The following is a 24910-nucleotide window of genomic DNA, read 5'->3' as shown; positions in this document are numbered from 1 at the left end:
TTATGAAGTTTACGTTTTCTCTTGAACCTGTTTTGAAAGTGCGAAAGCACAGGGAGAAAATTCAAAAACAGAAACTGGCCGAAAAGCTGACTGAGAAAAAGCAGCTAACCGAACGCCGAGAAAAATTGAAGAAAAAGTTGGAGCACTGCCTGGTAAATGCTGAGCAAGATGAACCGGAAAGTATACGCAAGCTTAGAAGACAAAGTAAATATTTGCAGCAGATCCGCAGGAATATGGAAGAATTGAATATGGAACTAAAGAAGGTGGAAGGTGAAGTAGAGGAAGAACGTGAAAAGTTGGCTGCTGTTCACCAGAAGCGTCATATTATGGAGAAAGTGAAAGAGAAGGAACGGAGAGAAATGGCTGAAAAGCTGGCAAAGCGGGAGCAAAAGATCATGGATGAAATTGCTACTCAAACATTTAGCAACTGAGGCAGATGGATAAGAAGAAAATCTTGAAAATTTTGAGCTTCATTGGCGGACCCCTGGTGGTGATGGCAATCGCCGCTTATTTCCTGTTCCCATATCTGAATGAAGAGAAATACGAAGAGATCTCCGCAAAATATGAGGACAATCAAACGGTTGTTACGGCCGATGGAAACCGGATAGGCCGCGATTTTGAATCACTGGTAGAGCAGGTTAAAGATTTGCAGGCTGGGAACAACAGGCTGCAGAATTTGGTCGATTCACTCCGTGCGACCAATGAAGAGCTGGAAAATAAGCTGGAGGAGCAAAAGAAACTGATAGAACAGCAAGAGCAAGCCGGAACTGAGAGTCTGGCCGGTGCGCAAGCCCAGGCACAGGGTGATGCTGGGGATGCAGAAAATGCTGAGGATATCCCAGAGGATGAGAACTTTGCAGATCGCGTGAAGAGTCTTCTTAGCCTTGATGATGAAAGCTTAACTCCTATTGTCAGCGAGTTGAGTGATGAACAACTGCTGCGGCTGTATGAAAGTGGAGGCACCATTCAGCGCAAAAAGCTGCTGCGAACTCTGGAACCTAAACGAGCCGCTCAACTGATGGAAGAGGTGATGTTATGATTAAGAAAATGATGACTGCGGTTGCTGATAATAAAGATGTCATTGCTTCGAGACAAAACAAGAGTGGTGATGGAAAGGGATCCACTACGAAGGGATTATTCCGGTCACTGTTGAGTTCAATGAAAGGAAAGCTTGAAAATGAAGTGGAGCAGGGGGATGCAACAAAACAGAATGCGAAGAATGTAACTGCCAAACCGGGAGAAAGAAAGGCGAATGAGAAGTCAGATTCCCTGATGCAACGTCTCAATAATACAACCGAACAGGGCAAGACAAGTAGCACCGCTTCATCCAATTCAGAGAATGAATCAGGGAAAAAGAGTGCTGACCAGAAAGCGGACTTATCTGATGAAAAAGACAATACCGGCGAAGCCAACCCCGATAACAAAGCGAAAATGAAGGCAGGACAGTTGAATGGTGAAAACCCGGTCCCTCAAAACAAAAAGGGAGAATCTGAGACGAAGGAATCCGGTACAGCGAAAAGTGAAAAGAAAAAAATAAATAAAGGTGAAGTTGATTCAGCACCGGTAGCATCTACCACTAAAACAGGAGAAGCTGACAAAAATTCTAACAATACAAATGCCGAAAACGTCTCCAAAGACAAAGGCGAGACACAAGCCGTATCTCCCCCCAAAACGAATATAGTTAAGGAACAGGCTGATATCCCGGCAAAACAAAAGGATAAAGACCAGGATGACGCCGGGCAGGCTTCAAAAACTAAATCGGCTAATGCAACAGCAGGTTCAGGGTCGGTTGAGCAGAATATTAGTAAGCAGGCTCAAAGCGGTAAAGTAATCAATAAGGCAGGAGTTAGAAACCGGAGTACCCAACCCTTGTCCGAACACTCAATTTCAAAAGGAAGCGGTTCACAAAAGCAGTCGGTAATGACCACGGCTTCAAATGGCGATCAGCCGTTTGAAAAAATTAAGAGTCGCATTCAGGAGTCTCCTAAAGTTGAAGGGAATAATAGCTCACAAAAGCAGGAAGAGAACCGTTCGATTTTTACGCGCATTGAGCGAAACGGGGAAGGAAATGAGAAACAGAATAGCGCTAAACGTTTGAGAGGTCCAATGCGAGACCAGCGCGTCTCGAAAATTAGCGAACGAAGGGCACTGGCATTTAAGAAGGTCACCGATGGTGGGAGCAATTCGTATTCCATAACCAGGGGAGAATCAGACAAAAAGCTGTCTGTGAAACAGGAAAAGCTTTTTAATAGCCTGGCGACAAAGGGGAGTACTGGAAACTCTTTTGAAAAAGGTATTGCTATTCAAGCGGTGCAGGCCGATCAGGCCCAAAAAGAGGAGAATAAAAAGCGATTCCCATCATTTACCGCTCGTGAACAGCGCACCGAGGGAAATCGTGTGAATAGGGATCGAGACAGGCGATTTTTGAATCAATTCGGCAAGCTGTCAGCACCCTCCACCAATGCCGGGATAAGCAATGTGGCAGGAGACTTTTCAACGGGTTCGGAAATCCAGTTTGATGAAGAAAAAATAGTATGGAAAGAGCACGCCAGCGAGTCGGTGGAATCGAAGGGGGTAAAGGGCACCGAACAGCGCAGTTCCGCTCATGTGAAACTGGGACAGGTGCCGGTTTCCAATATTTCACTTCGCAGAAAATTGGTGCCGGGCCTGACCAAGGCGGTGCGCACTGCCGCAGGGGAATCGAAAAAGACGCCGGAAACCTGGCAAAAGCACAACTTTACCCTGGATGACGGCAAGAAAATTCATCTTTCTGCCCGACAGGTAAAAGGCGTGTTGCAGCTGAAGCTCGGCTCTTTGCACGGCGATTTGAACCGGTTGTTGCAGCAGCACCAGCAGCAGATCCGGGAGCATCTTGAGCAGGAGTGTGGCACCGAGATCGATCTCCAGCTCGAGAATAGCGGCGAGCAGCAGATGTCAGAGTTTTTTGGTGGTTCCAACTCCTCTCCCGCTCAGCGGGGTGAGAAAGGTGGAAATGTGTTGGGTGCGGCCAAAACCACCTCTGATAAAACCGATCGAGAATTGACCGAATCGGTGCGAAATTTTGGTTACAACAAGATGGAATGGACAGCATAAAAGGATAATCATATGGATATAAGCAATATAACATCACAGGCAACGGCGACCGCAAGCCAGGCCCAGTCGAATGACAAGAAGAAACTGGGGCAGGAGCAGTTCCTTCAGCTGTTGGTCGCACAGATGCGTAACCAAGACCCGATCAACCCGATGGACGGCAAGGAGTTTGCCTCTCAGCTGGCACAGTTCAACTCTGTTGAGCAGCTGGTTAATGTGAATGACGGGCTGAAGTCGCTCCAAAAAAGCCAGGAGATGATGCAGATGGGCATGACCAACTCCATGGCAGCTTCCCTTACCGGGAAAGAGGTGCGGGCACTGAGTAGCAAGGTGCATCTTGCCCCGGGTGAAGAGGCCGATATAAACTATAAGCTGAATAGTTCGGCCGAGCAGGTGGACATTGTCATAAAAGATGGCAGCGGAACGGAAGTGCGCCGGGCCTCGCTGGAAGGCGTGGGATCCGGTGAAAACAGCTGGACCTGGGACGGGAAAAACGGCAGTGGAGCGCGCATGCCCGACGGTAACTACACTGTCGAGATTCAGGCCTCCAGCGGTGATTCCAGGGTGAAAGCTCTCACGTTTACGGAAGGAATTGCGAAGAAAGTGCGATTTGGCAGCAATGGCGTCATGCTTACGGTGAATAATGTGGAAGTCCCCATAGGCGATGTTGAAGCAGTGGGCAAAGGTATTTTGTAGCAAGTTTAACTGATTGAAAGGTGTGTTCGTGAAAGCTTTAATAGAATCATTTTAAAAATAAACAGAAGAGGGTTTATCAGACGGTAGACCCGGCAGCAGGATGAATTGCTGCACTCAATAAACAAGGAGTACATTATGTCATTAATTAAGTCGCTAAATTCAGGCGTTAGTGGTTTGAAAGCGTTTCAAGCCAAGATGGATACGATTGGTAACAATATTGCCAACGTGGATACCTCGGGTTTTAAATCCTCGAGCGTCTCATTTGCTGAAATGATGAATGAAAATATCGGTGGTTCCAACAGCGGGGGAGAATCGGCGCCCAAGCTGAACAACCAGGTCGGTTTGGGAGTGCGTGTCGCTTCCGTGGAGCGCGACTTCAGCCAGGGGGCGATGCAGAGTACCGGTAAAAGCACTGATCTTGCCATAGAGGGCGAAGGTTTCTTTGTGGTTAATGATGGGAAACAAAACCTGATGACCCGTGCCGGTAATTTTGTGTTCAACAAAAATGGACACCTGGTTGACCAGGGTGGCCGCTTTGTGCAGGGATATAATGCCGATGAATCGGGCAATATCCTCGGCGGGGGAACCACTGACAACATCAAAATCGATTTTGAAAATGCGCTGGCTCCAAAGAAAACGGATAATGTGACGCTGGCGGGTAATCTCAATGCCAACACCAGCAAGAGCAAAGTTATACAGGCCCAAAATGGATTTACTACCTCGGGCGGAAACATTGCAGATGCTACGACGGATCTGAACAATCTCAGCCAGACCACGACCAACATGGTAAACGGGGATACTATTGAGATGGATATCACCCTTAATGATGGGACGACCAAGACCATAACCCACAACTATTCTTCCGGTGACACGCTTGGAGATCTGGTCACCAGCCTGGATTCACAGGTAACTGATGGTTCCGGCAACAGGGAAGGAACGCTGAGTCTTGCTGACGGCATGCTGATGCTTCGCTCTTCCGAGATGGGAGAGAGTCAATTGGATATTACCAATGTGGCGGTTAACGGAACGGGCAGCATTAATTTCCCCGGCTTCCAGGTGACGCAGGATGGGGCAACCAACACCCAGACCATGAGTACCACGGTATATGATGACTTGGGACGTGCGCACTCCCTGCTGCTGGATTTTACGCAGACCAACAACAATGAGTGGGAGTATGAAGCTCAGTTTGCGGATGGAGAAACGATCAACAGCGGGGCCACTGGTACGGTGACTTTTGATGAGCTGGGACAACTTTCTTCAGGACATAATTTTACGATCGATTTTGACCCCGGAAGCGGTGCACAGGCAACGAGTTTCCAGGTGCAATTTGGCGACTCGGCACAGGGCACAAGCTTCACTCAGTATGCCGGTTCAAATTCAGCCAAGGTAGTCAACCAGGATGGCTATACGCAGGGCGAACTGGTGGATGTAAGTATCAACGGTGACGGGCGTCTGCAGGGCGTGTATGATAACGGCCAGAATAAAGATCTGGCCCAGATAGCCCTTGGACAGGTGCAGAATCAAAACGGTATGGAGATGGTCGGGGGTGGGTTGTTCCGCGCTACATCTGCGGCCGGCGAAGTTTTTGTGGATACCGTTGACAATCTTTCCAACACGGGGATCAACTCGGGAGCGCTGGAAGGGTCGAATGTGGACCTGGCACAGGAGTTTACCGAGATGATTACCTCGCAGCGGGCGTATCAATCGAATGCCCGCGTAATCAGTACCTCGGATGAAATGCTGACCGAGGCCGTGAACCTCAAACGATAATTTTAGCCCACATTTTTCATAAAAGGCTCTTAACCCAAAAAGGTGCGCTTCGTCCAAATAGCCGATCTGATCCATCGGTTATGGGGCGAAGCGTTTTTGTTTTGAGCATTTTGGTCTGGTTCTCGATTAAAGTAAAAGTCGAAATCACCATCGCTGAATTATTTCAGATATACTGCCTTTTCCAAGAAAGATTTCTTCCTATCGAAATGACGATAAGGGGAAGGGGCTAGCTTGTTGTTTGCTGCCCGTCACCTGAATATTATGCCCCCAACTCATGACATGTCATCTCGACCGGAGCTTGCGGAGGGAGAGATCTTACTGCCAAGGCAAGCCCCTTCATCTATCGGTAAGCCCCATCTACCACCGCCCCGCATTGAAATACGGGGCTAATTTCTTTCGTGTACTTAAGTAAACGTAGGATTTATAGCCTGATATTTGAATGCCAGGCGATTGTGGATTGGGTGAAGTGCTATCCCAAAGGTGCAGCCCACTGTAAGAGGTGGACCGCACCAGTGGCGACATACAGAAATAGCAGGTTCCCATCCCCCGAAAACTTAAAATCCACGGTTAAGTTTTTCGGCATACCGGCGATAACAAAATGTATGCTAGACCGATCAACCGTCATAGGACTGCTGTTTGGATTCACCCTGATTCTGGTTGCCATCGTAACACAGGGTAACCTGCTGGTGTTTGCAAGCCTCTCATCGCTGCTTATTGTGGTGGGTGGCATTGTTGCGGCTACGATGGTCAACTATAGTTTAAAGAATATTAAAAATAGTTTTACCACCATCAGCAGTTTGATGGGTGTTAAATCGGTGGATCTGCGCACAGATATGGAACTAATGAGTATGTTTGCCCGGCGCGTGCGCAGTGAAGGCCTGCTCGTCCTGGAGGGGGATATTGAACATATCAAGGACCCCTACTTGCGCAACGGACTGCAGTTTGCCGTCGATGGATTCAAACAGGAAAGCCTGGCCAGTATTCTTCAAAATGAAATACAGAGCCGGAAACGACAGGTAGAAATTTCGATCAAAGTGTTGCAATCGATGTCGAACTATGCACCCGCTTTTGGGATGATCGGTACCATTATCGGTATGGTGCTGATGCTGCAGAATGTATCTGACCCGGAGTCACTGGGTTCGGGGCTTTCGGTAGCGCTGCTGACGACGCTTTACGGTACCATTTTTTCCAATATGCTATTTGGTCCCTTGGCCGGCAAGCTGGACTACCTCAGCAAGCTGGACCTCAACCGGAAAGAGATGTTCCGGGTGGGCATTATGTCGATGATGGAAAAAGAGAACCCAAGGATTATGGAGAAGAAGATGCTGATCTACATAAATCCAAAAGACCGGGCGGAATATATTAAGCACCATGAAGAATTGACGATAAAACGACAACGCGATCAGAAACTGTACAGTCAATGGATTGAACAGCAGAATAACGAATGGGAGACTCTGAAGAAGGTACTGGAACCTGGTTAATGACCTACAGCGATCTTGTGACACTGCTGTTGGTCTTTTTTGTGCTGCTTTACACGCTCACGCCAGGAATTAAAGATGCTAATTTCAATGATTTTATATCATACTTTCAGAGCTCTGACGGTATCATCGATCAAACTGCGGCGGTCAACACGCAGTCCAGCAGCAACAGCCTGCAGGAAGAGTGGGAAACCATTAAGAAATTTCTGGAGGACCAGGGGCTCTCATCGGAAGTCGATATCAATAGAATAGCGGAAGGCATAAAGGTTACCCTTAGTGATTCGGTCACATTCAACAGCGGCTCAGCACAGCTGCTGCCCGAGGCCCGTTTGGTGCTCGGGGAGATGTCAGAAATCTTTGATGATGATATCCAGTCAATAAAAGTACAGGGCCACACCGACAATGTGCCGATAAGCGAGAGTTCCAAATATCTGTCTAACTGGCACCTGGGTGCAGCGCGCGCAGTTTCAGTGGTGCTATTTATAAATGATCATTCAAAACTGGAGGCAAGCAGGTTTGAGGCAAGCAGTTTCGGCAAATACCGGCCGGTCGCCTCAAACGACACCCCGGAAGGACGAAGAGAAAACAGGAGGGTGGAAATATACGTGCAGTATAAAGATGATACCGATCCTTCATCTGAGGAAAATTGGGCAGAGGGACCAACCAATTTTGTCCCACAGAAAACCCGATGACAACATGCAGTAAGAAAGGTTAGTAACATGGCAAAGAAGAGCAAAGACAAGAACAAATCAAAGGCGTCAAAATTTCGAACTGTTGGAAAATATTTCCTTATCATTCTAATTTTTCTGGGGCAGGCCTACCTTGCTTACGCTATTGTTGACAAAAATTACGAGAAAACATACCAGTTTATTCATGAATTGAACTCATCGGGAATCGGCCATTTCACCTTCGAAAAACTGATTGTAAATCCCGCGGGTACAAACGGTCAACGGTACCTGCTGGTCGAAATAACCCTTGAGACAGTGAATAAAGAACATGTAAGCCAGATTCAACAGAACCGCTCCAAGATCAGGCACGACATGATTGAATACCTCTCCTCTCGCACGGTTGATGAATTGGAGGGATTGAAAGAAAAGGAGAAGCTGCGGCTGGGATTGATCCGTACAATAAATAATGCACTCGGGCTGCGTTCGGTACGCAATTTGTATTACACTAAATATGTAATGCAATGATGTTAAAGAACCGAACACGCACATGCAGCCGAAGCGCCGAGAGCAGCAATCTCGTAATCGAAAATATGTAGAACCGTACGACTTTAAGCATCCCAAGCTGTTTAGTAAGGAGATTATGCGAAATCTCCGCTCTCTGCACGATATGCTTGCCCGTAACCTGAGCAGAGTGTTCAGCAGCGCCCTCCGTCGCAAAGTAGATGTGAGTCTGCATGATATTGAACAGCTTTCCACCAGTGAATTTATCAACAAGATCGAAAGTCCGAGCGTCATCTACCTGCTGGAGGTTAATGAGCTCGGCGGCAACGTGATTATCGATATGCCGCCGGGGTTCTGCATCCACCTGATCGAGCGGCAGAGTGGGGGGTACGGGGAAGATGTCCTGGAGACAAGGACGCTGACAACCATTGAGGAGAAGATTACCTCCCGGATTATGAACAGGATCAACCAGGAGATCATCGTGGCCTGGGAACCCTATATGGACTTCAAAATCGATTCCACCACCTATGAGAGCAAGCCTGAAAACATCCATCTTGTTTCTGTGGATCCCACCATTATTGTCAAATTCCGCATTGAATTCGGGGAACAGCAGGTTCAGGTACAGATATCCTACCCCTACAGCCTGCTGAAGGAAGCGATGAATAACTCTGCCCTGAACAAGGGGAAAAAGTCACAGACAGAAGAGCTTACGGGGGAAGAACTGGAATCGTACAAACGCACCCTTTATAAGGCGACGGTTCGCATTCAGCCATTGTTGGGAAAAACGAGGCTGACCATTGATGAAATTTCGAATCTTGAAGAGGGAGATACCATCCCGCTGAGCCAACGCACGGATAAACCGCTGGATATAATGGTGAACGATGTTAAAAAGATGTCGGCCTATCCCGGTGTGGTGCGGGGGCGCAGAGCCGTAAAAATCTTTGAAATGATAGAAGAAATTAATGAAGAGGAACTGATATAAATTATGGATACCTGGAAAGAAAACCTACAGCAATACCTTCCGGATATTGAGGAATTTCTGACATCTGTTCTCCTGGAGGAAACAAACATAGAACTCCCATTTGCCGAGGGAGTGGGATATGACGAGGCGCTGGAGAATATGCTGGAGTCGGATATCTTCCTGTACACGCGGGATGAGAACCTCGATGCCGATCTCATTGTCATCCTCGACAAGGAGTGGTACGGGCTGTTGTCCAGTATTATGCTGGGGATTGAGGAGAAAACGAAAAATGATACGACCATCGAATTGCTGGAGGATTTTTCCACTGATCTTTCTGACACGGTCCTTGAAAAGATGAAAAGTGATGGCTACGAACCGGAAGTAGCAGAGATACAAGTCCTGTCCCTTGAGGAGCTGAAAGAACTACACGCTCACAGCGAGTACTTTTTGGCCAAAATGGAGATCGAGGGCATTGCTGATGACAAGGTGAGGGCCGGGTTTCTCTGTGGAAATCCCGAGGCCTTGCTGGCGGAAGAGGAGCCGGAGGAGGCTGACGATGAGGAAGAGAAGGACGGGGAACAAGCCGAAGCAAAGCAGGAGTTTTCAGCAACGGATGCCGAAGAAATGAACCAGGTGGGGAGTAAGGAGGAGGTCATCTCGGGCCGGCATATTGAGTTTTCCGAATTTGACGAATCTCCTGCCATCGGTGAAAACGGCGATTCCCACAGCATGGATCTGCTCAAGGATGTCGAGCTGGATCTGTCGGTGGAGCTGGGAAGGATTGAGCTGCCGCTGGGCAAAGTACTGCAGCTTGCCAAGGGATCGGTCATTGAGCTAGAGAAGCTGGCTGGTGAGCCGGTCGATATCCTGGTAAACGGCCATCAAATTGCCCACGGCGAAGTTGTGGTTATCGATGAGCATTTCGGCGTGCGTATTTCCAACCTGGTTACGACCAGAAAACGGCTGGCGGGACTCCAAAATGGATCTTAGAGAACACCTTACCTCTCTCTCGACCAGCCCGCAGAAGATTCTGAAAATCGTTATTGCCATTTCGGTAGTACTGCTGGTGATGTGGCTTTTGATGATATCCCGTATGGACTATGGGGGAGAAAATACCGCGCGTGGACCGGTTACGGAGCAGCGTGTAGACAGCCTTGATACGGCACTGACCCGGCAAAATGAAGCTCCGGTGTCCACAGATGGAGAATCCTCAGGTATTTTTGCCAATGCTCTGGTCACGTTCTTGATCCTGTTGGTGATTCTGGGGATCGTGTGGTTTTGGACGAGCGGGAAAAGTCAATTCGGGGGATCATCCCAAAAGAACCGGGAGATCGGGAGCCAGCGGCTGGGTGAAGGGGCACAGATGAAAATCATAGAGATTAATGATGAGGTATGGGTGCTCGGGGTCACGGCTGGTTCTGTTGACCTCCTCCACCGATATCCCAAGAGCGAGTGGAACGAGCCGCGCCCCGAAAGCAGCACTACTGAGAACAACTTTTCCAAAATATTCAAAAGTAAAACATGATACGGTTTCGCATTATTAACCAAATTTCCATGCTTAAGGTATGCCTGTTGGCAGTGGGATTGCTGCTGCTTTTTCCAGCTATCACGCTGGCTTCATCCCTGCCTGTTTCTTCAATAACAAATGCCATCAACATGCCGCTGATCATGCAGTCGGCGCCCCAGATCGACCTCTCGTTTGGTGGGGAAGATGATCTTTCGGTGGCCATACAGGCACTGGTGCTGATTACGGTGCTCTCATTTGGACCGGCGTTTGTCACCATGATGACCAGTTTTACCCGCATTGTCGTCGTCTTTTTCTTCCTGCGTATGGGGCTGGGCACCCAGCAGTCGCCGCCCAACAAGGTGCTCATCGGGCTGGCCCTGTTCCTGACTATTTTCATTATGATGCCGACGTTCGAGACGATCAATGATGAGGCGATACAGCCCTATATCAATGATGAGATTACCCAGATGGAGGCCCTCTCAGAGGCTTCTGTACCGTTGAAAGAGTTTATGGTGCGGCAAACACGGGACAAGGAGCTTCTTTTCTTTATGGATATGGTGGGACAGGAGTCGGTGGAGGATGTACAGAATATCCCGCTCTACGTGGTGGTTCCGTCGTACGTAATGAGTGAGCTTCGGATCGCCTTTCAAATCGGGTTTATGATATACCTGCCCTTTATGGTGATCGACCTCGTAGTGGCCTCGGTGCTTCTGGCTATGGGGATTATGTTCTTGCCCCCGGTGTTGGTCTCGCTGCCGTTCAAAATTTTGGTATTTGTATTAACGGACGGGTGGTACCTGCTGGTACAGTCCCTCGTCCAGAGCTTTAACTAGTTACGTTATCAGTTAATCGTAAAAAGCATTTGCCACAGATCTGCACAGATCCAAATGAATTATCTGAGGTTATCTGTGTAAATCTGTGGCAACAGAACTTATTTTTCTAGTTATAAACGAGAAAGGACATCACTCATGAATATTGAAACCGCCCTGTACTGGCTGCAGGAGATGTTGACCGCAATTATCGCCTTGGCCGGGCCACCCCTGACGGGAGCACTTGTCATCGGTTTGAGCGTTGCCATTTTCCAGGCCGCCACCTCCATCCAGGAGATGACCCTGAGTTACATTCCCAAAATGGTGGTCGTTGTGGTTATCCTGTTTTTTTCCTTTGGCTTCATGCTACAGTATGCCATCGGCTTTATGGAACGCGTCTTCGAGATTATCCCGGAGGTTATTAATTAGAACGCATTGAGTGGTTAGGAAATGTCTCTCATTCTTCCTGAACCTCAACTACGCCAGGGCTTCAATGAGCGAGCCCGATGCAGGATCTTGCACGGGTATAGGGTGGTCAACCATAGTTACTTACTTTACGAGAGGCTTTGAAATACTATGGTGTCATTGCGAACGGAATGAACGGAGTGCACCGTAGCCTTGGCAAAGGTGTACGAAGTGAAAGGAGTGTGGCAATCTCCCACTCACATTACGGCCTGAGACAACTATAGGGGATCGCCACGCCCCACACAAACGGGGCTCGCGATGACAGTATTATAACCACGGTTTTGCAAAGCCTTCTAACAATTTTAGCCTCATCCATAGCGCGGGAATTAATTCCCGCGCAAGTGATAGGGCAATGTTCACTTGAGTAAGATTCTTATAAATTTTCAATCGGGAAACGGGATAAGTTTCAAATAATCAGCGTAATCCGCGGGGTGTTAGCTCCCGAAGATCGCGCAGATTACGCAGATACTAATGGAAGCCCCAAGCTTGATCCCAACATTCTAAATAGTGTTAAATGCAGCTACTCAGTATTAAATACATCCTGGCCACCTTCCTGATCTTTGTCAGGGTGAGTAGCATGATCATGACAGCGCCCTTCTTCAACTCAGCGTCATTTCCCCGCCGTGTGAAGATCTATTTTGCGATTATCACGAGTCTGCTCCTTTCTTTTGTCATCCCGGGGGAACAGGTGCTGATCCCAGAAGAATCGGGCCTACCGTTCTTGGCCACGGCCATTTTTCTCGAAGCGCTGGTGGGAGTTGCCCTGGGACTGGTCGGGCAGCTGGTGTTTGCCGGCATCGACATGGCGGGCCGCCTGATAAGCCTGAAGATTACCCTCAGCTTTGCTCAGATCGTCAACACCATGACACAACAGAAAACCGATATCGTCGGCAACCTGTTCACCATGCTGGCCGTACTGGTGTTCCTGCTGATCGACGGGGACAAGGTGTATATCAATGCGCTGGCCCGGAGCTTCGAAGTGATCCCCGTCAACCAGGCGCAGGTGCAACTTGCCGGGCCGTTTATGCTGGAGGTAGCCAACTACCTGTTCATCGTGGGCGTCCAGATCGCCGCCCCGTTCCTGATCGTCCTTTTCCTGCTCGACCTCTCGCTCGCCATTTTTGCCCGCGTCATGCCCCAGGCCAACATCATGTTTATCGCCATCCCCATTAAACTGGGGCTCGGCTTCACCCTGCTGACATTTGTGATGCCCTACCTGCCGGATGCTTTCGAAACACTCTTCCAGCGCCTGTTCGATTTTATGGCTGAAGTTATAGGGGTTATTGCCTGAGTAATGGCTTTTATATAAGGGCACGATGCGTCGTGCCCCAACAAACTACAGATTGGCCAGATTATCCCCACCTGCCGCAAAGTTTGCAACTTGTGCCATGCAAGCTGCTAACTGCTTTGTACTGGTCCAAGTTGCAAACTTGAACCGGTAGTGGGCACCACAAAGTCTTTTTCACTTTGCTTACCCTTCGCGTATACTTTGTCCACTTTGTGTAATAATGCGGCGGCGGTAGCGGATGGGCTTATCGATAGATGAAGGAAATTGCCCCTTGGCAGAAGGATCTCTCCCTACGCAAGCTCCGGTCGAGATGACGGTTACGAGTTAAGGCTCAATTCTTGGAAAACGGACCGAAAGTAATAACCAAGCTCCACCCATTTGTCGTCATTTCGATCCCGAAAACCTTCGGGAGAGAAATCTTACACAATTAGGTCTCTTATGTAGAAATAGATAACTGCATTTTAAATCCGTCACAATAATTGGTAGGGCGTTTCCATCCCTGCTGGAAGGGAGGGACGGAAGGGTGGGTCACAAAAAGCAAGTAAGTGATTATCACACCAGCTCCTCATGCGCAAGCTCCTCGCGCAACCTGATCAGCAGTTTCCCTATAATCTGGGAGATCCGTGCCTCCGACAGCTCCAGCAGTACTGCCACCTCATTCATGGTCATCTCCTCGTAATAATACAGCGTCAGGATCAGGCGGTCGCGCTCGTCAAGCTCCCCAATCTTTTGCTTCAGGGTGTTGCACAGCTCCTTTTTCTCAAGATTTTGGTCCGGGGATTCAGCGTTCTTGTTTTCATGGATCTCGTAGAATGAGTTCGAATCATCTTTATTGAACGATTTATCCAGTGAGAGGGCATTTCGCTTCTGTACGTTGGAAAGCAGCTTGCGGTAATCCTCAAGGTCCATATCCAGCTCTCCGGCCACCTCTTCATCACTGGGCTCGCGTCCCAGTTGTTGGGAAAGGCGTTGCATCGCCTCTTTTACCTTGCCGTAGTTCTTGCGCTTTTTTCTCGGCAGCTGATCAATTTTGCGCAGGTAGTCGATAATGTTGCCTCGAATGCGATAGTAGACATACGTATTGAACTTGATATTCCGGTCGCACTCATAGGAGTCCATCGCCTGTATAAGGCCGCTGATGCCCGCACTTTCCAGGTCCTCCCGTTGGGTGAGGGGCTGGTCCGGGGTGTTGATCTTACCGATGATACTGCGGATCAACGGCATCGACTTACTGATAATTGCATTTCGCAATCCCGGGGCGGGATCCTTGCAATACAGCTCCGCCAGCTCCTGCAGTGACTTGTTACCCATAATCAATTCTCTTTACTGTTCTGTGGATTGTTACTCTGTGCTACGGTAGAGCCCTCAGATTTGGCATTTTTGTCCTGGATAATATTCAGGAAAAAGACCGACAGGTAGACCACAGTAAACAGGATCATGAACACAAGAATACTCCGGTATAGGGCAACATTGATGTTCATTCCTGAGATCATCATGAGGATGAATTGAATAAGCGAGATAACGGTAATCAGTCGTATTAACATAGCGTTCTTCCTTTCTTGTTGTACCAAGCCAAAGCTTGTCTTTTGATAAAATTGATCAAATGAGTCTGCTTGTTTCATCCTTTTTGAGCAGACTGTTATGCTTCTATATCCACGTATTCATCAGTTGAATACATATATTCTCAGAACCCGGATTAAGGTGCCCATTAGACTATTTAGATATCCGCCTTATCTATAGCGCGGGAATTAATTCCCGCGCATGTGACAGGGCATTAATCACGATGGTTTCCGCGTTTTACCGGTAAATACATTACGTCCATTAAAATTTTTGTAATCCTGAAGCGTATATCTCTTCAAAAATACGGGCTAGCTGTTTTCCAGCATCTGCTTGGTTACCCACTTGGGATCAAAATTGCGGATACCACGCGGCACGTCTTGCCCCACACTGATATATCGAACCGGGACTTCCGCTTGTTGCAGCAGGGGAATGACAGGTCCCCACTGCGAAGTCAGATCAAGATGGCTAAGCGCCAGGTAATCGACATCCAGCCGGTGAAACGGGGCCGATGCACCCGGGGCAGAGAACCCATTTCCTGATGCATCAATCAAACAGTGCGTTTCCAGTCCCGACAGCGGCATCAGTACGTTCTTAATCTCTTTATACTGCTCTTTCATCGCTTTACCTTCTTTTTCCAGGGACGGCGTATCAATAAGCAGGTGATCAAACTCTTTCCACTTCTCCTGCAGCTGCTTCACTTGGGCTGCGTCTTTCACCTGGCAGTAGGGAAGGCCGTGGTCTCGGCAGAATGGCTCGAGAATCGTGTAATAGGGAGTGCCATCATTTCCCTGCGGTATCACAGAAACAATACCTACGTCTCGGGCGCCCATAAAATCCGGGTGTTGAGCCAATTTCATCACCAGGTTCGTTTTCCCCGATCCGGGTTTTCCTATAAAGACCAGGTGTTTCTCAGGCTTGCGTGTCGCATTGCTGCCCATCGCCTCACGGATAATGCCCGTCAACTCAGACATAAACAGCTCCGTTTGCTCGTAGGGATCAACTCCCTGACCGATAATATCTTCAAACCAGCCGTTAATGATTTTTTTCTTAATACCGGTATGCAGAAGCTTTTGGAATGCCGGGTGCGAGGCGTAGTTCATATTCGACGCCTCCAGCACTGTTTGGAGCATTGATTCCAGTTTGTTAAATCGTTCTTGCAGGGCCTCAATCTCTTGGCCGGATGAGGGGGTTATTACTTTTTTAGGTTTCTTTTTGGCTTTCGGTGCTTCAAATCCATTGAACGGTGCGGCCTCTGGAAGTGAAAACTCCTTATCCGTTTTCTCCTTATCGTTCCTCTCAACCCGTTTCGTTGCTATATCTCCACTCTCGTTATCTTTTGTGGATTCTTCTTTTCCTGGGTCCTGCCGGGCCCGGATGTTCGCCCGACTGTAATAATTCTCATTCTTAAAGGAAGAAGGCGTGCTGTCTGTCTTTTTATCCCGTTTCAGAGCAGGTTGCTCCTGTTCGGAAGTTTCATTCAGCGGAGTATTCTCTTTATCGGGGTCTTGCCCGACCGCGTACTTGCGGAGGGATTGCAGAGTTGGACTCGTACCGTTCTCCCTGCCTTGATTCCTGCTTTCGATCGACCGCTCAAAACGGACCCCCTTTTCTCCCCCCGTTTGGAAATCCTGTTGATTGTACTGCCGCTTTCCAGGCTCTTCCTCATGCTCATCTTCCGGGTCAGCCAGCAAGGTCGACAGTTCAGGCAGGTCATCCCCATACATCTGGTGGGCACTTTGTTTGGCAGCATCGAATGTTTTTCCAAATAGACTTTTAAGCATTATGCCGGTCTAGGTTCTTGAAGTTCAGCTTGTGATATCCGGAGGCGGTCAAATGTTTTAAACTGCACATCCGGACTGATATCATTGTAAGACAACACATTAATTTCAGGCAAAATTGGTGCCAAAAACTCGAAAAGGGTGAAGCGCAGTACCGGTGAGGTCAGCAGTACCGGCTCATATCCCTGGCGTATCATCTGTTCAAATACTTCGGAACTGTTCTTATAAAACATCTCCACGGTATCGGGGTCGAGCCCAAGAGTGTTGGAGTTTAGTCCACCCTGTTGCGCCTGGCTAATTAGTTGTGATTCGAGCGCCGAATCCATCATTACGACGACGATCTCATTATCATCGCTCGCAAACTGCCGCGTAATGGTTTCAGAGAGTGCAGCACGGCAATATTCGGTCAAAACATCTGTGTTTGCCGTCTGGTGACAGTGATCGGCCAGCGTCTCCAGGATAGTGATCAGGTCGTTGATGGGAATGCGTTCTCGCAACAGTCGTTTCAGTACCTTCTGGATCGCCCCGATCTGCATGCCCTCCGGCACCAGTTCGTTTATAAGGGCCGGGGATTGCTCCTCGATGTTGTCCACCAGTCGCTTGACCATCTGCCGGTCGATCAGCTTGTAGGCATTCTCTTTCAACACTTCCATTAGATGTGTGGTGATGACAGCGCCCGCTTCGATGACCGAAAGACCAAATTTTTCCGCCTGGGACTTATTTTTTCCGCTTACCCAGATGGCATCCATGCCGAAAGTGGGATCTTTGGTCTCAATTCCCTGGATGTCGGTATCAAAATCGGCAGGCAGCAGTGCCAGGTGGTACCCGGGCAACAGCTCGCCGTCGCCCTGCTCAATGCCCCGCATTTTGATGGTGTAGTGATTGGCATCGAGCTGCACGTTGTCGCGAATGCGCACCGAGGGAATGATAATCCCCAACTCTGCCGCCAGCTGTTTTCGCAGCGAGGTGATGCGGTCGAGCAGGTCGCCGCCCTGTTCTGCCTCCACCATCGGGATCAGGCTATAGCCGATCTCCAGCTCCAGGGTGTCGAGTAGCAGATAGTCTTCCACGCGATCTTCCGCCTGTTCCGGCAGCTGTTCCTGTTCCTGCACCTCTTCCCGTTTCTCCTGATCCTCCTGCTGTTGGCGCCGGTAGGCCAAGAACAAGAAGAGGCCGCCTACCGCCCAGAACGGGAGAAGGGGCATCCCCGGCATCACCCCAATAAAAAGGATGAAAGCCGAACCCAGCACCAGTGTCTTGGGATCGCCCAGCAGCTGTGTGGTAAGTTCTTTACTCAAATTGCCCTCCGAGGCGGCACGCGATACGATAATACCCGCTGCTGTCGATATCAGCAGGGCGGGAATCTGCGAAACCAGTCCATCCCCGATCGTCATCAGTGTGTAGACCCGGGCGGCTTCCGCCAGCGGCATCCCGTGCTGCATCGTCCCCACAATGAGACCACCAATAATATTAATAAACGTGATTAGCAGGCCGGCAATAACGTCGCCGCGAACGAACTTGCTGGCACCGTCCATCGCCCCATAGAAGTCGGCTTCCCGGGCGATCTCCTCGCGTCGCTGCTTGGCTTCCCGGTCGCTGATCAGCCCGGCACTCAGGTCCGCATCTATCGACATCTGCTTGCCCGGCATGGCATCCAGGGTAAAGCGGGCGGCAACCTCCGCAATACGCGTCGCGCCCTTCGTAATCACCACAAAGTTAATAATGATAAGCACCGCAAAGATGATGATCCCGATCACAAAGTTGCCCTGGACGATAAATCCGCCAAAGGATTCAATGATCGATCCGGCGTAGCCCTCACTTAAAATGAGTCGGGTCGTGGCGATGTTGAGCGAGAGCCGGAACAGCGTCAGGATCAACAGCATGCCGGGAAACACCGCGAACTCCAGCGGCTTGAGCGTGTAGAAGGCCACCAGCATCACCACAATAGACAAGGAGATGTTTATGGCCAGGAAAAAGTCCATCAGTGCCGCAGGGAACGGCAGAATCATAATTAACAGGATAACGATGACGCTTGATGATATCAGGACATCCGTCTGGAGAAACTTGTTCTTAAGTGCGTCGGTATTAATTCCGTTTAAAGCCATTTTTTGACGTCATTGGTTGTGTTTGTTTTCCAATTTGTAGACGTAAGCCAGGATTTCGGCCACGGCACGGTAGAGATCTTCCGGTATGTATTCATCCTCCTCTGCAGAGGCAAAGAGGGCCTGAGCCACCGGCTTGTTTTCCACGATCGGGATCTCGAACTCCCGGGCCAGCTTCTTAATTTTTTGTGCCCGCAGCCGCTGCCCCTTCACCATTACGATCGGGGCGTTGTTCTCTTCGGGATCATACTGCAGTGCAACGGCGTAGTGCGTGGGATTGGTGACTACCACATCGGACTCAAGCACCGCGTGGTCGAGCCGCTTTTGCCGGAATGCCATTCCCATCTCTTTTCGCTTGCTCTTCACATGAGGATCGCCCTCCGTCTCTTTCCGTTCATCCTTCACTTCCTTTTTGGTCATCCGCAGGTCTTTTTTGTGCTGGAATTGCTGATACACCGTGTCAGCAATGGCTAGGATAAAGAGTGCAGCAAGGATGCGTCCGATAAAAATGAGGACGTACGAGCCTGATTCACTGACACTCGTTTCCAGGGGAAGCACAGCAAAAGAGATAAAGTAATCGAGGTTATTAAATACGGTGAAGTAGACGATGAGCCCGATGATCAGCAGTTTTAGAAAGCCTTTGGCCAGTTCCACGAATCCCTGCATTGAGAAAATGCGTTTCAGGCCGTTCAGTGGGTTTATTTTGCTGGCCTTGGGCTGTATCGCTTTCAGAGAAAAGGCACCTTTCGTCTGGATGAGGTTGACTCCGATCGCGGTAACGGTCAGGATAATCAGCAGCGGGACCATCATCCGCAGGCCAAAAGTTGCCGCTGCCCCTATATATTTAATTGCATGTTCCTGGTTTTCCAGTGGCTTTCCAGCATTAAGGAAAAAGTTTTCGAATAGCCCCTCCACAAGTCCGTATATATGTCCCCCGGCCATGATAATGGTAATGACAGAGACCAGCATCAGCATTACCGAAGAGATCTCCGTGCTGATACTGATATTACCCTCTTCGCGCGCCTTTTCCAGCCTGCGCTGCGTGGGTTCTTCCGTTTTTTCCTGTGCTGAGTTCTGATCTGACATGACATATATAGGTATCAAATACAGTACCAGTTCTGCAGAATTGCCCTCTGTGTATTCTGAGCCGGTTTCCAGGTTGAGGAGGGACAAATCATCCAGCCGGGCGGAAAACATTTCCCTTTAGCGGAGCGCCCTGGTTTCCCGCTATTTTCTGCAGGGTGGGAAAATATTTCTGTTCCTGGTAAGAGTTGGTTTTAGGAGTCAGACTGGGGATTTGGATAGTGCAAAACAGTGAAAAAGCATTCCTGAGACGAAATAACCACAGTTTTACGCGGAGAAAATGACGGTAACTGAAGTCATAGAAAAAGGGGATGGCACAGAATTTGAACAGATAGAGAGTGCGGCCGGGAGATCCATTTCGGCCCAGATGGACAAAGTTGATTAATAGCAACGCGTTTACCGATTAGATTTTAATGAGCAGATTTAACTTAAGATACCCTCAATCTGTAATAGCTGTCATTTCGAGTGGAATCCCGATGTGTTAATCGGTAAACGTATTAATAGCAGTTTTCAACCAAGGTTTTATGATTGAACGACTACGTCTTCAGATGCAGGCGATGCAGATGCTTTCCAAATCACAGGAAGCCACTGCCGACAACCTGGCCAACATCAACACCCCCGGCTTCAAAGGGACCAAGGTGTTCTATCGAATGCTCAGGCAAGAGGTGGATGGGGAGATGAGGACCAAGACGATTCCCAGGCAAGAGCTCAATATGGAACAGGGCGTATTGGATCCTACTGGTGGGACCTTTGATTTCGGTATCAAGGGGAAGGGATTCTTTGTAGTGGAAGACGAGAACGGCCAGCACCTGACGCGGGACGGCCGGTTCCGCCTCAACCCCGACGGGTTTCTGGTGAACAAACAGGGGGCCAAGGTAATGGGAAATTCGGGCCCGGTGTATATCCCCGGCTACATGAAAGCCGATGGCGGAGGTGATGGCAACGTGAACCTGCAGGTTGCCAAGGACGGAACGATTCGGATGAATAACAAAGTGGCCGGCCAGTTCAGAATTGTAAAGGCAGAAGATACCTCAAGCATTGAACGGGAGGGAAGCAGTTATTTTGAAGTCCCCGAGGGGACTCTTATCGAAGATTCGGACAGCCTGGTTATGCAGGGATATTATGAGAAGTCAAATGTAGAGCCCCTGACCCAGATGGTAGATATGATGCGAACCATGAAAATGTTTCAATCGCAACAGCGGGCCATACGTGCCACGGGGGAGATGATGGGACAGGTCTCCAATCAACTCGGAAAATTTTAAACCTAAACGCTTTGTATTACCTGTTGTCATCCCGGACCTATACTGATGAGTAGGATTTCGTAAGGGATAGCAGCGTTGGTTAGGCCTGTTACATCAACAACTGTTATTGCCATCGCGAGATCCTGAAACAAGTTCAGGATGACACTAGGACGTTAAAACGCAATGCGTTAAATCATTAACGAAGGAAGCGAATAAGATATGTTTAGAGCACTAAGTACAGCCGCGCTTGGAATGAGCGCACAGCAAAAATCGGTAGACAATATTGCCAACAACCTGGCGAATGTGGGTACAACGGGCTATAAACGCAGTTCTATTGCGTTCCAGGACCTGTTTTATGAGAATGTTGAAGTTTCGAAACCGGGAGCATCGGGCAGTCGAATCTCAAATGACAGTCCGAGCCTGCAGATCGGGCATGGGTCGCAGGCGGTGGCCACCATCCGAAATTTTACGCAGGGCTCGATCTCGGAAACGGGTAACCCGCTGGACTTGAGTATCAATGGGCCCGGATTTTTCCGAATTGAGATGCCGGATGGCAACATTGCGTATTCGCGTGACGGTAACTTTAGCCGGGATTCGGGCGGCATGCTGGTGAACAACTCCGGGTTGCCGCTAGCCGACCAGATTGAAGTGCCGATGGAGGCCAAAGCGATCGAGATCGCCCAGGATGGCACCGTTACCTCACGGATGGCCGGCGACAACCGGGAGATAGAGCTCGGACAGGTTCAGCTGGCACGTTTTTCCAATCCCGCGGGACTGGAGGCCAAAGGCGATAACCTATTTATGGAAACCAAAGCCTCAGGGATGGCTTTTAGTGATTCTCCGGGTTCGGAAGGATTTGGCGTAATCCGCCAGGGATATCTTGAGGATTCGAATGTGGATGTTGTGAAGGAGATGGTGCAGCTTATTGAGGCCCAGCGAGCTTATGAGACCAACTCCAAAATGGTGCAGACCGCCGAGGACATGATGTCGGTCACCAACTCTATTAAGCGTTAGAAATCCACATACATCAATACATAACATATTTGCCGATTGAAAGCCCAATTATCAGGCCTGGTGCCGTTTATCTGACAGATAAAACGCATTTCTGCTTTATCCATAGTGCGGGAATTAATTCCCGCGCAAGTGATAGGGCATGATTCAAGAAAGCCAGGGTCTAGAAAGTGAATATTCTAGTTGGTAACGCGTCACAAATATTTAGGATTAGTTGAAGCAATGAATTACATGATAACCTTGATATGGAGTTTGACTGCTGGCCTCGGTTTGCCGGGGAATGTGGCAGGAGAATTGCTTCCTGTAGATGGAGGTGTTGCGCCAGTCACTGCCCATACAGTAATCGAATCAAACCGACAGCCGGGTGATGAAACCAAGCAGGCTATTCTCAAAATGGCCAGACAAACACTTAGGAAACAATTCAGTCCGGAGGAATACCGGTTCAAATTGGCGGCCCGGTGGATTCCCGGAAGCCTGTTACGCCTCGATCCCAAGCATATAACAGCCGTAGAACTGGATGGAGCCCTGGAGCAGTATACAAATTTCAGGGTTGTGTGCCGGCCACGAAATATCCGTCAGACAGAACAGGTGCAGCTTGCCGTTGAGATGGAGCGTAAACTGCCGGTTACCAGCCGCCGGATTACGAGTGGAGAAGTGATTGCAAGGGAAGATCTGCATGTCCAGTGGACCAGGATTTCTAAAAACAGCGGCACCTTGATCAGTGATATGAGCAGGATCGAGGGTAAAACACTGCGTCGAACACTGTTGGCGGGGCGACCAGTCCAGCAAGTCGATATTGGGACCGAGTACCTGGTGAAAGCCGGTGATATGGTCATACTACTATTTGAAAAACGGGGCATCCGAGTGCGACTTACCGGCAAGGCTCGGCAGAATGGGGCCAGGAATGATGAAATTCGAATTTACAGCGAAGAAACGAGAAAAAAATATTTGGGCAAGGTTATACGCCCGGGAGTAGCAATATGGAAACAAACATTGTAGGCGTTGAGACTTTCTTCTTAACACTGGTGCTATTGGCGGCGGGAACGTTTTCTGCTGCGGCCCAGGGATCACTATATCAGGATATCAAAGGCAACGAAGTGGGGGATATCATAACAGTTGTGCTGCGGGAGGATATCTCGGGGAGCTCAACCTCTGATTCGGAATCGGCTTCCAATTCGGCTGGTAGTGCGAATGGGGCTGCCACAGGAAATTTTTTGCCTTTCGAACCGACCTTCGGTTCAAATGTGCAGGTGAACTACGGCTCCGATCAAAGTGCGGAGGCCAGCCAGAGACAGCTGCTGGAAGGATATATGAGCGTAACGATTGCTGAGGAGACGCCCCGTGGTGATTTTGTGATTGAAGGCACAAGGTCCACGGAAATTAACGGCGAACTTCATGAGATGGAGCTAAAGGGCACTGTTCGTCCCAGGGATATCAACAGCCGCAACCAGGTCTACTCCTTTTTGGTGGCCAATGCTGAAATCAGTTACCAGAAAAAGGGTGGTGTCAGGGAGTTGACTAAAGAACGCGGATTTATAAGGCGCGTGATTTTTACCGGCGTTGGTGTGGCGCTGGGCGCGGCAATAACATTGAAGGCACTGAATTGATACGGCAACATGAAATACACTAATTGGAACATATTTCGGGGTGTCGGGCTTCTGCTCACCGTGTTGATTATGATATCTTTGGTCGCCGGTGAGACCCGGGCTCAAACACGGTTGAGTGACTTGGTGAAGGTTCAGCATGCCCAGCCCAAAAAACTTATCGGGTATGGTCTGGTGACCGGTCTTGATCGTTCCGGTGACCGTACGATAAGCAGTCGGGGTGCGGCTTTTACCGTGCGCTCTATCGCCAACATGTTGCAGAAATTTGGGATTACCGTTGACTCCGATCGCCTCCGGACACGCAATGTAGCGGCGGTTATGGTCACAGCCACGATTGGGCCTTATCATGCACCGGGTAGTGAAATTAGTGTTACCGTTTCTTCAGTAGGCGACGCCAGCAGCCTGGAGGGCGGCGTGTTGCTACAGACCCCCTTGCTGGAGCCTGATACCGAACAGGTTTATGCCAAAGCACAGGGACCGCTGGTAGTTGGCGGAATCAATGCAGAAATACCAGGTTCTCGGATCAGGCGCAATCAAACTCTCACTGCAACAATTCCAAGTGGGGGTGTGGTGGAACAAAATCAGAAGTTTACCCCCGATACCGATGCTCCACTGGGATTGGTGCTGCGGGAACCTAGCTACACGAACGCCCGAAGAATTTCTGAAGCGATCAACAACAATTTTGATGAACAATTGGCCTCTGTATTCAATCCTGGTCTGATACAGGTGGACTGGCCGGATGTATTCCAGGCCCAGGGAATGAGGAATACGTTCATTAGCACGATCCTGGAGCAGCAAATACAGGTGGATACGCCGGCCCGTGTGGTCATAAATGAACGAACAGGCACAATTGTAACCGGTGGGAGTGTCACTATTGATGATGCGCTTATCTCCCACGGTAGCATACAGGTACGTACGCAGGTAACGCCTTATGTCAGCCAGCCGCCGCCGTTGAGCGGAGGGGAAACCCAAGTGCTGCCGGTGCCCGAAGTTGGGATCAGTGAAGAGTCAGCCCAAAATATAGTGCTGCAACCCAATACGAATGTACAGCAGCTGGCAGGATCGCTCGATAACCTGGGCCTTAGTCCACGGGATATCATCTCGATTTTCCAGGCGCTGGAGCGGGCCGGTGCCCTGCGGGGTGAGCTAATTGTAATGTAAGTGCGAAATGTACTAGTGTCATTACCACTTAATTCGTGAGGTACTCTTTTCCATAGGTCCAGTTGAATGGTTTTGCGTTCTTCTGGTTATAGTCTTTGATGTAGCTCATGAGTTGATCGACCAGCTGCTGCCGGGAG

General features: G+C 49.3%; 24 protein-coding genes. 19 read left to right on the top strand and 5 right to left on the bottom strand.

From position 1 onward, the window contains the following. The first annotated feature begins 2 nt into the window (after window positions 1–2). From fliJ to fliR, 14 genes are all read left to right on the top strand, one after another. The gene (fliJ, locus tag NC796_RS24300; RefSeq protein WP_310688415.1) at window positions 3–431 is read left to right on the top strand and encodes a flagellar export protein FliJ; all 429 of its coding nucleotides are present in this window, start codon (window positions 3–5) and stop codon (window positions 429–431) included. Between the two features lie 5 nt (window positions 432–436). After that, complete coding sequence (locus tag NC796_RS24295; protein ID WP_310688414.1) at window positions 437–1039, top strand: hypothetical protein; 603 nt, start codon at window positions 437–439, stop codon at window positions 1037–1039. Next, a complete protein-coding gene (locus NC796_RS24290) occupies window positions 1036–3093 on the top strand; it encodes a hypothetical protein (protein ID WP_310688413.1) in 2058 nt (685 codons plus the stop codon). The genes NC796_RS24295 and NC796_RS24290 overlap by 4 nt, the downstream gene beginning before the upstream one ends. Before the next feature lie 12 nt (window positions 3094–3105). Then, window positions 3106–3786: a flagellar hook capping FlgD N-terminal domain-containing protein gene (locus NC796_RS24285; RefSeq protein WP_310688412.1), complete on the top strand. Its 681-nt coding sequence runs from the start codon at window positions 3106–3108 to the stop codon at window positions 3784–3786. A 135-nt stretch (window positions 3787–3921) separates the two neighbouring features. After that, window positions 3922–5556, top strand: a complete 1635-nt coding sequence (locus NC796_RS24280) for a flagellar hook protein FlgE (RefSeq protein WP_310688411.1) — start codon at window positions 3922–3924, stop codon at window positions 5554–5556. Between the two features lie 602 nt (window positions 5557–6158). Continuing rightward, window positions 6159–7037, top strand: coding sequence for a MotA/TolQ/ExbB proton channel family protein (locus tag NC796_RS24275; RefSeq protein ID WP_310688410.1), 879 nt, complete (start codon window positions 6159–6161; stop codon window positions 7035–7037). Then, window positions 7001–7726 (top strand): flagellar motor protein MotB, encoded by a 726-nt coding sequence (locus tag NC796_RS24270; protein WP_310688409.1) that lies wholly within the window; start codon window positions 7001–7003, stop codon window positions 7724–7726. The genes NC796_RS24275 and NC796_RS24270 overlap by 37 nt, the downstream gene beginning before the upstream one ends. Before the next feature lie 27 nt (window positions 7727–7753). Next, window positions 7754–8227, top strand: coding sequence for a flagellar basal body-associated FliL family protein (gene fliL / locus NC796_RS24265; RefSeq protein ID WP_310688408.1), 474 nt, complete (start codon window positions 7754–7756; stop codon window positions 8225–8227). A 22-nt stretch (window positions 8228–8249) separates the two neighbouring features. Next, the gene (locus NC796_RS24260; RefSeq protein ID WP_310688407.1) at window positions 8250–9185 is read left to right on the top strand and encodes a FliM/FliN family flagellar motor switch protein; all 936 of its coding nucleotides are present in this window, start codon (window positions 8250–8252) and stop codon (window positions 9183–9185) included. 3 nt (window positions 9186–9188) lie between these two features. Then, a complete protein-coding gene (fliN, locus tag NC796_RS24255; RefSeq protein ID WP_310688406.1) occupies window positions 9189–10154 on the top strand; it encodes a flagellar motor switch protein FliN in 966 nt (321 codons plus the stop codon). After that, a complete protein-coding gene (locus tag NC796_RS24250; protein ID WP_310688405.1) occupies window positions 10144–10689 on the top strand; it encodes a flagellar biosynthetic protein FliO in 546 nt (181 codons plus the stop codon). Before fliN ends, NC796_RS24250 begins: the two co-directional genes overlap by 11 nt. A gap of 29 nt (window positions 10690–10718) precedes the next feature. Next, a complete protein-coding gene (gene fliP / locus NC796_RS24245) occupies window positions 10719–11504 on the top strand; it encodes a flagellar type III secretion system pore protein FliP (RefSeq protein WP_310688404.1) in 786 nt (261 codons plus the stop codon). Between the two features lie 135 nt (window positions 11505–11639). Next, window positions 11640–11909, top strand: coding sequence for a flagellar biosynthetic protein FliQ (locus NC796_RS24240; RefSeq protein ID WP_310688403.1), 270 nt, complete (start codon window positions 11640–11642; stop codon window positions 11907–11909). A gap of 550 nt (window positions 11910–12459) precedes the next feature. Beyond that, complete coding sequence (gene fliR / locus NC796_RS24235; protein WP_310688402.1) at window positions 12460–13236, top strand: flagellar biosynthetic protein FliR; 777 nt, start codon at window positions 12460–12462, stop codon at window positions 13234–13236. 549 nt (window positions 13237–13785) lie between these two features. Here fliR and NC796_RS24230 read toward each other — a convergent pair. From NC796_RS24230 to flhB, 5 genes are all read right to left on the bottom strand, one after another. Then, window positions 13786–14544 carry a FliA/WhiG family RNA polymerase sigma factor gene (locus tag NC796_RS24230; protein WP_310688401.1) on the bottom strand — a complete coding sequence of 253 codons (759 nt, stop codon included), beginning with the start codon at window positions 14542–14544 and terminating at the stop codon, window positions 13786–13788. Between the two features lie 2 nt (window positions 14545–14546). Continuing rightward, window positions 14547–14777 carry a hypothetical protein gene (locus tag NC796_RS24225; protein ID WP_310688400.1) on the bottom strand — a complete coding sequence of 77 codons (231 nt, stop codon included), beginning with the start codon at window positions 14775–14777 and terminating at the stop codon, window positions 14547–14549. A 324-nt stretch (window positions 14778–15101) separates the two neighbouring features. Then, window positions 15102–16574 carry a hypothetical protein gene (locus NC796_RS24220; protein WP_310688399.1) on the bottom strand — a complete coding sequence of 491 codons (1473 nt, stop codon included), beginning with the start codon at window positions 16572–16574 and terminating at the stop codon, window positions 15102–15104. After that, window positions 16574–18676 (bottom strand): flagellar biosynthesis protein FlhA, encoded by a 2103-nt coding sequence (flhA, locus tag NC796_RS24215; protein ID WP_310688398.1) that lies wholly within the window; start codon window positions 18674–18676, stop codon window positions 16574–16576. The genes NC796_RS24220 and flhA overlap by 1 nt, the downstream gene beginning before the upstream one ends. Window positions 18677–18685: 9 nt before the next feature. Then, the gene (gene flhB / locus NC796_RS24210) at window positions 18686–19870 is read right to left on the bottom strand and encodes a flagellar biosynthesis protein FlhB (protein WP_310688397.1); all 1185 of its coding nucleotides are present in this window, start codon (window positions 19868–19870) and stop codon (window positions 18686–18688) included. A 410-nt stretch (window positions 19871–20280) separates the two neighbouring features. Here flhB and NC796_RS24205 point away from each other — a divergent pair, with 410 nt between their 5' ends. The 5 genes from NC796_RS24205 (at window position 20281) to NC796_RS24185 (ending at window position 24773) form a co-directional block, all read left to right on the top strand. Next, complete coding sequence (locus tag NC796_RS24205) at window positions 20281–21018, top strand: flagellar hook basal-body protein (RefSeq protein ID WP_310688396.1); 738 nt, start codon at window positions 20281–20283, stop codon at window positions 21016–21018. Window positions 21019–21216: 198 nt separating this feature from the next. Further along, window positions 21217–22011, top strand: coding sequence for a flagellar basal-body rod protein FlgG (gene flgG, locus NC796_RS24200; RefSeq protein ID WP_310688395.1), 795 nt, complete (start codon window positions 21217–21219; stop codon window positions 22009–22011). Window positions 22012–22239: 228 nt separating this feature from the next. Further along, the gene (flgA, locus tag NC796_RS24195; protein ID WP_310688394.1) at window positions 22240–23007 is read left to right on the top strand and encodes a flagellar basal body P-ring formation chaperone FlgA; all 768 of its coding nucleotides are present in this window, start codon (window positions 22240–22242) and stop codon (window positions 23005–23007) included. Continuing rightward, complete coding sequence (locus NC796_RS24190; protein WP_310688393.1) at window positions 22989–23615, top strand: flagellar basal body L-ring protein FlgH; 627 nt, start codon at window positions 22989–22991, stop codon at window positions 23613–23615. The genes flgA and NC796_RS24190 overlap by 19 nt, the downstream gene beginning before the upstream one ends. Window positions 23616–23624: 9 nt before the next feature. Continuing rightward, window positions 23625–24773, top strand: a complete 1149-nt coding sequence (locus tag NC796_RS24185; RefSeq protein WP_310688392.1) for a flagellar basal body P-ring protein FlgI — start codon at window positions 23625–23627, stop codon at window positions 24771–24773. Window positions 24774–24910 lie beyond the last annotated feature (137 nt).

Source organism: Aliifodinibius sp. S!AR15-10 (genome assembly GCF_031569985.1).
Lineage (GTDB): Bacteria > Bacteroidota > Rhodothermia > Balneolales > Balneolaceae > JAMQKA01.
Note: the sequence above shows the minus strand (reverse complement) of the source record. Positions and strands in the feature narration are given on the sequence as shown.

Coding starts and splice junctions, on each gene's coding strand:
- NC796_RS24205 (WP_310688396.1), top strand. CDS start 20,281: ATGATTGAACGACTACGTCTTCAGATGCAGGCGATGCAGATGCTTTCC.
- flgA (WP_310688394.1), top strand. CDS start 22,240: ATGATAACCTTGATATGGAGTTTGACTGCTGGCCTCGGTTTGCCGGGG.
- NC796_RS24275 (WP_310688410.1), top strand. CDS start 6,159: ATGCTAGACCGATCAACCGTCATAGGACTGCTGTTTGGATTCACCCTG.
- NC796_RS24290 (WP_310688413.1), top strand. CDS start 1,036: ATGATTAAGAAAATGATGACTGCGGTTGCTGATAATAAAGATGTCATT.
- NC796_RS24240 (WP_310688403.1), top strand. CDS start 11,640: ATGAATATTGAAACCGCCCTGTACTGGCTGCAGGAGATGTTGACCGCA.
- flgG (WP_310688395.1), top strand. CDS start 21,217: ATGTTTAGAGCACTAAGTACAGCCGCGCTTGGAATGAGCGCACAGCAA.
- flhB (WP_310688397.1), bottom strand. CDS start 19,870: ATGTTTTCCGCCCGGCTGGATGATTTGTCCCTCCTCAACCTGGAAACC.
- NC796_RS24190 (WP_310688393.1), top strand. CDS start 22,989: ATGGAAACAAACATTGTAGGCGTTGAGACTTTCTTCTTAACACTGGTG.
- NC796_RS24225 (WP_310688400.1), bottom strand. CDS start 14,777: ATGTTAATACGACTGATTACCGTTATCTCGCTTATTCAATTCATCCTC.
- NC796_RS24270 (WP_310688409.1), top strand. CDS start 7,001: ATGGGAGACTCTGAAGAAGGTACTGGAACCTGGTTAATGACCTACAGC.
- NC796_RS24220 (WP_310688399.1), bottom strand. CDS start 16,574: ATGCTTAAAAGTCTATTTGGAAAAACATTCGATGCTGCCAAACAAAGT.
- fliR (WP_310688402.1), top strand. CDS start 12,460: ATGCAGCTACTCAGTATTAAATACATCCTGGCCACCTTCCTGATCTTT.
- fliN (WP_310688406.1), top strand. CDS start 9,189: ATGGATACCTGGAAAGAAAACCTACAGCAATACCTTCCGGATATTGAG.
- NC796_RS24260 (WP_310688407.1), top strand. CDS start 8,250: ATGCAGCCGAAGCGCCGAGAGCAGCAATCTCGTAATCGAAAATATGTA.
- NC796_RS24230 (WP_310688401.1), bottom strand. CDS start 14,544: ATGGGTAACAAGTCACTGCAGGAGCTGGCGGAGCTGTATTGCAAGGAT.
- flhA (WP_310688398.1), bottom strand. CDS start 18,676: ATGGCTTTAAACGGAATTAATACCGACGCACTTAAGAACAAGTTTCTC.
- NC796_RS24185 (WP_310688392.1), top strand. CDS start 23,625: ATGAAATACACTAATTGGAACATATTTCGGGGTGTCGGGCTTCTGCTC.
- NC796_RS24280 (WP_310688411.1), top strand. CDS start 3,922: ATGTCATTAATTAAGTCGCTAAATTCAGGCGTTAGTGGTTTGAAAGCG.
- NC796_RS24250 (WP_310688405.1), top strand. CDS start 10,144: ATGGATCTTAGAGAACACCTTACCTCTCTCTCGACCAGCCCGCAGAAG.
- NC796_RS24285 (WP_310688412.1), top strand. CDS start 3,106: ATGGATATAAGCAATATAACATCACAGGCAACGGCGACCGCAAGCCAG.
- fliJ (WP_310688415.1), top strand. CDS start 3: ATGAAGTTTACGTTTTCTCTTGAACCTGTTTTGAAAGTGCGAAAGCAC.
- fliP (WP_310688404.1), top strand. CDS start 10,719: ATGCTTAAGGTATGCCTGTTGGCAGTGGGATTGCTGCTGCTTTTTCCA.
- fliL (WP_310688408.1), top strand. CDS start 7,754: ATGGCAAAGAAGAGCAAAGACAAGAACAAATCAAAGGCGTCAAAATTT.
- NC796_RS24295 (WP_310688414.1), top strand. CDS start 437: ATGGATAAGAAGAAAATCTTGAAAATTTTGAGCTTCATTGGCGGACCC.